The organism is Cecembia lonarensis LW9 (assembly GCF_000298295.1).
GTDB lineage: Bacteria > Bacteroidota > Bacteroidia > Cytophagales > Cyclobacteriaceae > Cecembia > Cecembia lonarensis.
In genome coordinates this window covers 1-10,226 of sequence record NZ_AMGM01000115.1, presented here as the reverse complement: position 1 = coordinate 10,226, position 10,226 = coordinate 1, and the positions used below count along the sequence as shown (strand labels likewise).

Sequence of the window (10,226 nt, the reverse complement as noted above, 5' to 3'; positions counted from 1 at the left end):
TGAAGGAGAGGATAAAGATGCTGAAGATAGTGTGACCGTAGATGTGGAGCAAAATGGATCTTTGAGCCTGAGCAAAACTGCAGACAAGACTTCTGTGGCTGCAGCAGGTGAGGAAATCGTCTACACTTTGACAGTGACCAATAATGGTAATGTGACCATTGAGGACGTAATTATAGTTGATGATAAAGTCAATGTGAATGAGAATGTGGGTGATTTGGCCCCAGGAGAGAGCGCAACTGTAACAGTAACCTACATCGTGTCTCAGGCTGATATGGATGCTGGAAGCATTGTCAACGTAGCTACTGTATCAGGAACTGATCCTAAAGGTGAGGATACTGATACAGAAGATGGAGTAACTGTTGATACCGAAAAAGCTGCTCGATTGACGGTCACAAAAACAGTTGACAGTCCGACATTCACGGAAATTGGTCAGGTCTTGACTTATACCATAACTGTTAAGAACACTGGTTCTGTATCGCTAAGCAATATCTCAGTTGTGGATCCTTTAACAGGATTTGAAGCCAGTATCGAGAGTTTGGCTCCTGGTGAAGAAGAGGTGTTTACTACGACTTATACCATTGCCCTGAAAGATTTGGAAAATGGTTCTGTGGTCAATACTGTATTGGCAACAGGAACTGATCCTGATGGTGAAGAAGTAACAGATGAGGACAGTGTGACCTCAGAAGGTTCAAGTAGAAGAATTATCGCTAATGATGATGAGTTTGGTGAGTTCCCGATCAACTTCAGTGGTGTCTTGGGTAATATCCTTGAAAATGATTTGTTGGAAGGTGAACGACCAGATCCAAATGATGTAGATTTCGAGTTCACTGAATTGGATGGTATAGTTGGTTTGAATATCAACGAGAATGGGGAGCTGAGTCTCTTGATCCCAGGAATCAATGAACCAAGAGAATACAGGTTGAAATATACCCTAAGAGAAACCGTTAATCCGACCAACTTTGATGAGGCCTTTGTAATCTTCAGGTTATTGGACAATGAAGTTGACCTATCAGTTGAAAAAACCTCTAATAACATAGAAGTTTTTGAAGGAGATGAGTTTGATTATGTCATCACGGTAAGGAACAATGGAGGAACGGATGCAGAAAATGTAGTAGTGACAGATGAGCTTCCAAATGGGGTCAGCTATGTGAGTACCAACTTTGTGTCCACTGATCCGGGTGTTGAGTTAAGTACAGAGGTTCAAGGCAACAGGGTGATCTGGAGTATTCCGGTACTGCCGGCAGATGCAGTGGTGACCATTACTTTGAGGGTGAGGGCTGACGCGCTGAATGGAGAAGTACCTTTAACGATTACCAACCGAGTGACCATTGTATCTGATGGAGAGGAAACCAACCCGGTTGACAATGTTGACACCGATGTCAATAGAGTGAATCCATTCTTTATTCCGAATGTGATTACTCCAGACGGTGATGGTAAAAATGACACCTTCGAAATCAAAGGATTGAATAAGTTTGTAAGCAACGAAATAGTGATCTTTAACAGGTATGGAGACCATGTCTTTGAACGCAAGAATTATGAAAATGATTGGAATGCGCCAGGTCAGGTAGCGGGAACATACTTCTACGTCTTGGTTGGTGTAGATGCCCAGGGAAGGACGCATGAATTCAAAGGATGGATCCAAGTAATTAAATAATAGCTTTTATGAAAATTAAAAAAGCGGCCAAAAGGCCGCTTTTTTTTTGCTTAAACTATCTAACTTGAGGTAAAATAATATTATGTTTCCGAGAAAAAACAAAAAATTTTCAAGCTTAACGAAAAATTAACTATTTTATATTTTTATGAAAAACAAAAAATAGTATATTTACAGCAATTATATGAATATAAGATTATTGATCTTACTTTAAACGATTGAGTAGACCGGTAAATTATTTTGACATGAAAAACTATACTACTTTAGTATACTATGCCTTTTTAAAAAGCATTTCATTAATGCACTTAAGTTTGGTATTTGTTCTTACTGTATTTCTAGCAGCATTTTCTCAAAGTGCAATTGCCCAGAATACAGCTACTGTAAATTCGGTACAGAATAATTTTCCTATTCAGGAAGTTACTTTGATTGTGGATAGGTCTGGAGCCAACGAGCAGGTGATTGTTCAGAATACTCCGGGTGAGCCTAATCCTTTACCAGAAGATGTAAAAGTGGAAGTTGAATCTATTTTGCTTCAGAACGGTGACAGGATTTTTGGAACCACAAGGGTACCGATTGTGAAAAGTGCCAATCCTTTACTGGGAAGCAATATTGATGCAGCTGGAATTAGGGTCATCAGGTTTGATCATTCAGATGCCAGTCAATTTATCAGCCATGCCAATAATTTACAAAACTTTTTGAATGCGATGGCAGAGGTTGTTTCTACTCCTGATTTACGGTCTTATTGGGATATTGGAGGAAATACAATTTTGACCGAGAACCCAGCTTTCGTAGATGTGATTTATCCAAATCAAATACCAAGTTCAGGTTACTTGATGGTTTCAGAGCGAAATGGAAATTCTGGGTTTGATATATTGCCTTTAGACAAGGATGGGAATATTATTGCAAACGCCATAAGGATTTTGATCAGAGAGCAATTTGATTGGAACTCAGGAGTCAACCATCAGATTGACATCCCTGATCAAAAACAATGGCTGACCGTATTCAAGCCTGAATTGTTTCAAACCGAAGAACCAATTTATGGATTCAGATTATTTGATATTGGTGAGAGTGATGGTAAAATAATCTTTTTTGCCAGGGAGGTTTCGGCTGCTCCAGATAACGCCGGGCCAATTTTTGGGTTTTTTGGTGAGGAAAATGTGATCAACATTTTTGAAAATGATGAGTTGGATGGAAGAACCTTAGATCCAGCAGATATCAACCTAACAGTTTTTGATGATGAAGGTGCACTGGCCAATGGTTTTTTGATTTTAGATACTGATCCCAATTCTCCTACATTTGGAAGGGTTAGTGTCCCAGCGGGAACTCCTGCAGGAATTTACACTTTTGAATATGAGATTGAGGATAAATTAGACGGGAGAACGGATAGGGCAATTGTGACCATTCGGGTTGTCGATCCCATTGATGGTCCTGAATTTCCTGATTGCCGAGAAGGGTTCGATTGTAATAATAGTCTGGATAAAATTTCTTTAGAGGGGATTTATCTGAGCGATGCGGCAGGAAATCCCATTTCTGAGATTTGTGAATCAGGCTCTTCTAAGGAAGTATATTTGGCTTTGTCATTGGCTTCTTACGTAGACCAAACGCTTTTTGAATCCAGGTTTATTGGCGACCTTAGCATTGGGGAGTCTTCCTTGCAGATCAATGCCTTTTTAGGAAATATTGAGCCTAATGAAACAGGACAAGTTCGTATTTTGAGTGAGGCATTTTCCTGGAATTGCGGGGATCAGATCAAAATAAATGATATCCTTATTATTTGGCTGGGAGAAGAACCGGATTTTGAAAATCCTGTGGAAGATTGTACCCCTTACGAAGAAGGGAAGTGTATTGCAGAAGTGATTATCGGCTCTCCTTTGACATTAGATTTTGATTGGACGGCCTGTGAGGAAGAGGGCACATTTATTTTCAATTTCACATCGAGCGTAGCCGGTGGTGTACCTGTCCTTGATGAGGAAGGCCAAAATGTGTTGCGTTATACCTATGCTTGGGATTTTAATAATAATGGAACCATCGATTCTAATGAAGCTAATCCAACCTTTGTATATGGAGATGATAGTGCAGAGCAAGTTAGGCTAGTTGTAACGGATGGGAGCGGTAATTCGGTGACCAAAATCAAGCAATTAGAGTACCCAACGGCCATAGAAGTTGTAGAAACGATCATTCAACCAAGAGAGGGCGAGCAAAATGGTTCGATTCAGTTGGACGTTTCAGGAGGTACAGGTGAATTAGTCATTGAATGGAGAAGGGGAGAAGAGTTAATTGGCGAAGAAACTACCTTGGAAAACATTGGTGCAGGCCAATATTCACTAACGATAACGGATGCCAATGGCTGTGTATTTACAAAAACATTTGACATCACGGAAAAGGAAATCCCTCAAAGGGAGTTAGAGGTTAGCAAAGTGGCTTCTACTTCCACCTTTGAGGCAGTGGGGCAGGTGATCACCTATACCATTACCGTAGTGAATACAGGGAGAGAAGTTTTGAACAATATCAATGTAGAAGATCCATTGACAGGACTTTTGGAAGAAATTGAGACCCTTGCGCCTGGAGCAGAAAATGCAGTGGTATTTACCACTGAATATATTGTCAGTCAAGTGGATATGGATAGGGGTGAGATTGTGAATGTTGTATTGGTCAATGCGGGGGATGTTGAAGCCTCAGATACAGCGGTTGTTGAAGGGTTGCAACAAAGCGGTATCAATGTTCAAAAAACAGCTGATAAGGAAGAGGTTCAGAATACCGGTGAGGTAATTACCTATACCATTACTGTGGAAAATACCGGGAATACTACTTTGACAGATGTGGTTGTGAAAGATCCTTTGACAGGTATGGTGGAAACCATTGATGTATTACTTCCTGGTGAAGAAAGGATTTTTACTACTCAGTACACGGTTACCCTAGAGGATGAAATTGCTTTGGTACCCATTGTCAATACGGTATTGGTTTCAGGAACTGATCCAAATGGTGAAGATATTCAAGGAGCGGACGAAATTGAGGTAGAGGTAATTTGTGTGGATAAAACCCGTATCCAAGGTATTATTTTTAATTCTGATGATGGTACACCTTTGGCTAGGGTTCCAGTCTTATTAATACCTCAAAGTGGCACACCAGGCAATGTTCTACTTCAGGTGACAGGTGACGACGGTCGTTACTTCTTTACAGGCATTGCACCTGGCAGTTATTTGGTTCAAGTTCAGGATGCGAATATTAACATCAATAAGGGATTATTCCCGGTAGATTCCAGTTTATTGTTTACCGATGTGGAGGTGTGTAATTATGTGATTCATGATTTCCCTTACACTTTCAGTGACGAACCTGTAATTGGGGACTTTGTCTGGTATGATTTGAATGGGAATGGTGTTCAAGACGAGTGGTTTGACGCTAATAATGATGGTGTAGTCACGCAGAATGTTCCTGATGAAAATGGATTCGTGCCTTTTGCTCAATGGGAATGGATTGACCTAAATGGGGATGGCAGGTTTGATGGTCCGGAAAATGAAGGGGAGTTGAATAAAGCCGGTGTCGGCAATGCCTTAAATCCAAATATTATTGTTGAAGGCCCTGATGGACTTATAAGAGAAATTGTGATTGGACTTACGGGTTATTATAGAACAAGGCCTGAAGTTCTCGGTGAATTTACAGTGACCTTAGACTTGGATGAAAACTTGGCAGATGCAGCTCGTGCACTTGCGGCTACTGGAAGAGTCAAAGTATTACCCAATAATGGTAACAGTAGGCTAACGGAAGATAATGAAGAAGCATTTGATGCAAGTTGTGGTGTGACCACAGATAATCCATACGAGTTTGAACTCACCGCTGCTAACACACAGCGTTTTGATATTGATTTTGGAATCCGGTGTGAAGAAGGTTTGGGAGAAGACTTGGAAATTATAGCAAATGATGATGACTTTGGTGTGCTTCCCGTTGATTTTACAGGAGTTTTAGGGAATATACTGGATAATGATCTTTTGGAGGGGCAGCGTCCTGACCCATCCTTGGTAGACTTCATATTCACTGATCTAGATGATATTATAGGCTTAAATATCAACGAAAATGGAGAGTTAAGTTTATTGATTCCAGGAGTTAATGAGCCAAGGGAGTATGTATTAAGGTATATTCTCCAAGAAACTGCTAACCCAAGTAATCAAGACGACGCAATAGTGATATTCAGAATTGTTGAAGCCGAAGTAGATCTTTCTGTTACCAAAACCTCGGATGAGGCTGAAATATTTGAAGGTGATGAGTTTGTTTATCGTATTACCATTACAAATAATTCTGAATTTGACGCTACCAATGTACTGGTTACTGATGATCTACCTAATGGCATTTCCTTTATCGGGTCTACATTTACTTCATCAGACCCTAATGTAGTCGTCAATGAGGATGTCCAAGGCAATAGGGTAACATGGACCATACCTGTTTTATCCGCAGGTGCCGTGGTAGAAATTACTCTTAGGGTGAGTGCTGATGCGCTTTCTGGAGAAAATCCAGTGACGATTACCAATGTGGTGACTGTAGTTGGAGATCAGGAAGACCCAGATAACCAGAATAATACCGATTCGGATACCAATACCGTAAGGCCATTCTTTATTCCAAATGTCATTACTCCTGATGGAGATGGAAAGAATGACACCTTTGAAATCAAAGGTTTAGGAAAGTTTGTCACCAATGAAATCATCATCTTAAACAGGTATGGAGACCATGTTTTCGAAAGGTTTAATTATGCTAATGATTGGGATGCACCTGGACAAGTAGCTGGTACCTATATGTATGTCTTGAGGGGAATAGATGCCCAGGGAAGAACCCATGAGTTTAAAGGCTGGATACAGGTTATCAAATAAAGTCCTTGATTTAAGTTTTAATTAAAAAAAAGGGGTGTTTAGGCATCCCTTTTTTTATTTCCATAAAACCCTAATAATCAGCTCTGAATGCGTTATAGATCTATTTTAACCGAAAAATAAATATTAAAAAAAGCATTTTAAAACATAAAAAATGCATTTAATAAAAAATATTTTTTCAAATACACTTGACATGAAAAACAAAAAAATGTATGTTTACAGCATAATTGAATGTTTGTCATGCTTTTAAATTTTAATTTTATTCAAAAAGCGTTCAAATGCTCAAAAATCAAGGAAAATAGAGTCTAGGCTAATTTTTAAAGTCCGGAGTATTGGGGATCGCAGAAAGGGTTTAGCTCATTTTCAAAATCATCAAATAAACCGATAGAAAGAGATGGGAAAGATTTTTAGTATTTTGTTTATTTCGGTGTTGTTTTTGGCAATTCCGAATCTGTCTGAGGGGCAGCAGCTGCCCCAGTTCAGCCAGTACATGTTCAACGGTCTTCATATCAATCCCGGATATGCGGGATACAAGAGTGAGGGTTATGTTCAGAGTACTTTCAGGAGCCAGTGGGTAAGTTTTCCCGGAGCACCGCGTACGTTTACGGTTACAGCGGACCTGAGTGCGAACGAGGGGATGCAGGGCTTTGGCGTATCGTTTTTGACGGACCAGATCGGTCCTGCACGTACGACCGGGGGTCTTTTCACGTATGCTTACCGTATGCAGGTCGGCGAGGAGAGTTTTTTCAGCCTTGGTCTGAGCGGCGGTTTTACGGAGTACATGATAGACGGGGACCTTCTGAAGTACAATGACATGAACGACCCGAACATTCCGGTTGGCCGGGAGCGTATGGTGACCCCGAACATGAATGCGGGTTTATTTTTCCACAACAGCCGTTTTTATGCGGGCTTCAGTGCCTTCAACATGATAGGCAAGGGAGCGCTTGAGCGTGAGGATCTTTCTTTGGCCTTCCATGACTTCCATTATTTTCTTACGGCGGGGGCGCTGCTTCCTGTGAGCGATGCGGTACAGTTCAAGCCGAGCTTTCTGATCAAGGAAGTGAAGGGTGCTCCGACGAGCTATGATCTGAACGGGATGCTGTTGTTCATGGAGCGTCTGTGGCTTGGGGCGTCTTACCGTTCGAACATGCGTATCTGGAACGACAACCTGGAGGCGAACCTTGGCAACAGGAACGCGGTAGCCTTTATCTTGGAGCTGTTTGCGACGGAGAATCTGAGGATAGGTTATGCTTATGACCACAACCTGAACGTACTGCAGGATTACAGGACGAATTCGCATGAGATATCGGTTGGTTATTATCTTTCGCCGAGAAGTGTTAAATTGAGAAATCCGAGATGGTTCTGATTATGGAAAAGAGACTGAATATATTGTTTTTGGTATTGTTGCTGTCGTTTTTGACGGTTGATTTATACGGACAGGCGAGGTTGCTGCGCTACGGCGACAAGCAGGCGGGCCTGGAGAATTACGCAAAGGCCGTTGAGGCCTATAAGGAAGCCTACAACAGGCGTGCGAGTTACGGTACTGCGGTACGCCTTGGGGAGACCTACGGGAAGCTGGGGATGTACGCGGATTCCTACGAATGGTGGGGCCGTGCGGTGAGCTTTGAGGAATCTGACAGGGCCGACTATTCGTCCTACCTTCGTTCTGCGGTACAGGCGGGGCAGTGGGACAGCATAGAGGGCCTGTTGTCGGCGAAGGGCTACAGCGAGTATGATTTTCCCGAGCTTGACCTGGCGGGGATGCGCGAGCTGAGGGGCCGCAGGGCGAACGTGAAGCTGGTGCCTGTGGCAGGTGTGAACAGCACGGGTTCGGATTTCGGCACTTCAAAAGATGCGGAAGGCGGTCTTTATTTTTCGAGCGACCGCGGGCAGGTGGGTGATGCGGGCTCAAGACCGGGGATCAGACTGGACGCGAAGGCGAACATTTTCAGCGATGAGCGGAGCGGTTACAACGAGCGTGAGTTTTACAGGATATACAGGAAGGACAGCGGGGGCGATGTATCGGTTGTTGTGACCGACCTTGCGGGAGCACTGCACGTGAACGATCCATCTGTGGCCACGGACCTTGGCCTGGTGTTCTATACGGCCTTTGTGGGCAGGAGCAGGATGAAGGGCACGAGGGACTTCACCAACCATGCGGGCATTTACTACGGGCGTCTTGATGCGGACGGCAACATTACGGGGAGCACGGCCTTTCCGTACAACGACCACCAGTCCTACGGGGTGATGAACCCCTATGTTGACACGGAAGCACAGCGGATATACTTTGCATCTGATATGCCCGGGGGCCAGGGAGGTTTTGATATTTACTATGTGGAATATGACGGGGGGCTGAATTTTTCTGCCCCGGTGAACCTGGGCCCGGAGGTGAATACCCCGGAGAACGAGAGCCACCCTTCCCGTTCGGGAGACAGGTTTTACTTTTCATCGAGGGGCCATAGGGGCCTTGGGGGCATGGATGTTTTCACAGCGGACTACAGCAACGGCAGTATCGGCAACGTGCGCAACATGGGCCTTCCATACAACAGTGAGCGTGATGACTTTGCCTTTGTGGTAGCCGGTGACGGAAAGCGTTACATATCGAGTGACCGTGAGGGTGGTATGGGCCTTGACGATATTTATACGATCGAGGACCTGTTCAGGATCCTGTTGGCAAAGGTAAGCGACTGTGATGGCAACGTAATCATGGATTACAGCTCTGAGCTTAAGAAAACGGACGGCAGTCAGGTGGACAGCAGGCTGGATACTGACGGGCAGCTGCTTGCTGAGCTTGACCCTGAGGGGGACTTTGTGCTGCGTATCAGCAAGAAGGGCCACTTTCCTTTAACGGACAGCGGCCTTACGACCAGGGGCTTTGACGGGGACACGCTGAGAAGGGAGTATGTGCTTGCGGCGATCCCTTACAGGACGCCGGTATATGTTGACATTGTATACTATGACCTTGACAGGTCTGAGATCAGGAATGACGCTGCTCCTTCACTGGATAAGATCGGTGAGCTGATGTCGAAGTACGGTTTCATGGACCTGGTGGTGTCCTCTCATACGGATTCACGTGCATCGGATGCCTACAACGAGGCGCTGAGCGAGCGCAGGGCGGATGCGGTACGTGATTACCTGGCATCCTTTGGGATAGCGAGGGACAGGGTGAAGCTGGAGTGGTTCGGAGAGCGTAAGCTGGTGAACGACTGCGGTGACGGTGTGCCCTGTCCGGAGGCTGACCATCAGCTGAACAGGAGGAGTGAGCTGGTACTGGAGGCTTTTTCGGATACGGAAAGGGACTACGAACTTCCTGAGGGGATAACCGATCCCTGTGATCTTCCGGGGTATCTGGAGGGGATAGCAGAGGAGGCGGGTCTTCCTACGGTATACTTTGACTTTGACAGGAGCAACCTGAGACAGGTGCACAGAAAAGAGCTGGAGCGTGTTGGCGTGATGCTTAACCGTAAGGTTGACCTGAGGCTTTACATTGAGGGCCATACGGACCAGCGGGGCAGTGATGCGTACAACATGGGCTTATCGGAGCGCAGGGCACAGGCGGTGATGGACTATCTGGTGAACCGCGGCGTAGATGCTTCCAGGATGGAGCATAGCTGGTACGGGGAGAGCCGTCCGGTGAACGACTGCAGCACGGGTGATTGTACAGAAGCCCAGCACCAACAGAACAGAAGAACTACGCTCAGAGTGAGTGGTAAATAATA

General features: G+C 44.3%; 4 protein-coding genes. All 4 read left to right on the top strand.

Translation table 11 applies throughout. The annotated features are described in order from the left end of the window. On the top strand, positions 1–1,654 hold a 1,654-nt coding region (locus B879_RS19120), incomplete at its 5' end, for a CLIPPER-2 domain-containing protein (protein ID WP_238542172.1). 242 nt (positions 1,655–1,896) lie between these two features. Then, on the top strand, positions 1,897–6,510 hold the full coding sequence (locus tag B879_RS19115; protein WP_009186870.1) for a CLIPPER-2 domain-containing protein: 4,614 nt from the start codon (positions 1,897–1,899) through the stop codon (positions 6,508–6,510). Between the two features lie 391 nt (positions 6,511–6,901). Beyond that, entirely contained in the window at positions 6,902–7,873 is a 972-nt protein-coding gene (locus B879_RS19110) for a PorP/SprF family type IX secretion system membrane protein (RefSeq protein ID WP_009186869.1), read from the top strand. Between the two features lie 2 nt (positions 7,874–7,875). Then, positions 7,876–10,224 carry an OmpA family protein gene (locus tag B879_RS19105; RefSeq protein WP_238542171.1) on the top strand — a complete coding sequence of 783 codons (2,349 nt, stop codon included), beginning with the start codon at positions 7,876–7,878 and terminating at the stop codon, positions 10,222–10,224. Positions 10,225–10,226 lie beyond the last annotated feature (2 nt).

What these genes read in the sequence shown, in the direction of transcription:
- B879_RS19115 (WP_009186870.1), top strand. Translation starts at nt 1,897, where the DNA reads ATGAAAAACTATACTACTTTAGTATACTATGCCTTTTTAAAAAGCATT.
- B879_RS19110 (WP_009186869.1), top strand. Translation starts at nt 6,902, where the DNA reads ATGGGAAAGATTTTTAGTATTTTGTTTATTTCGGTGTTGTTTTTGGCA.
- B879_RS19105 (WP_238542171.1), top strand. Translation starts at nt 7,876, where the DNA reads ATGGAAAAGAGACTGAATATATTGTTTTTGGTATTGTTGCTGTCGTTT.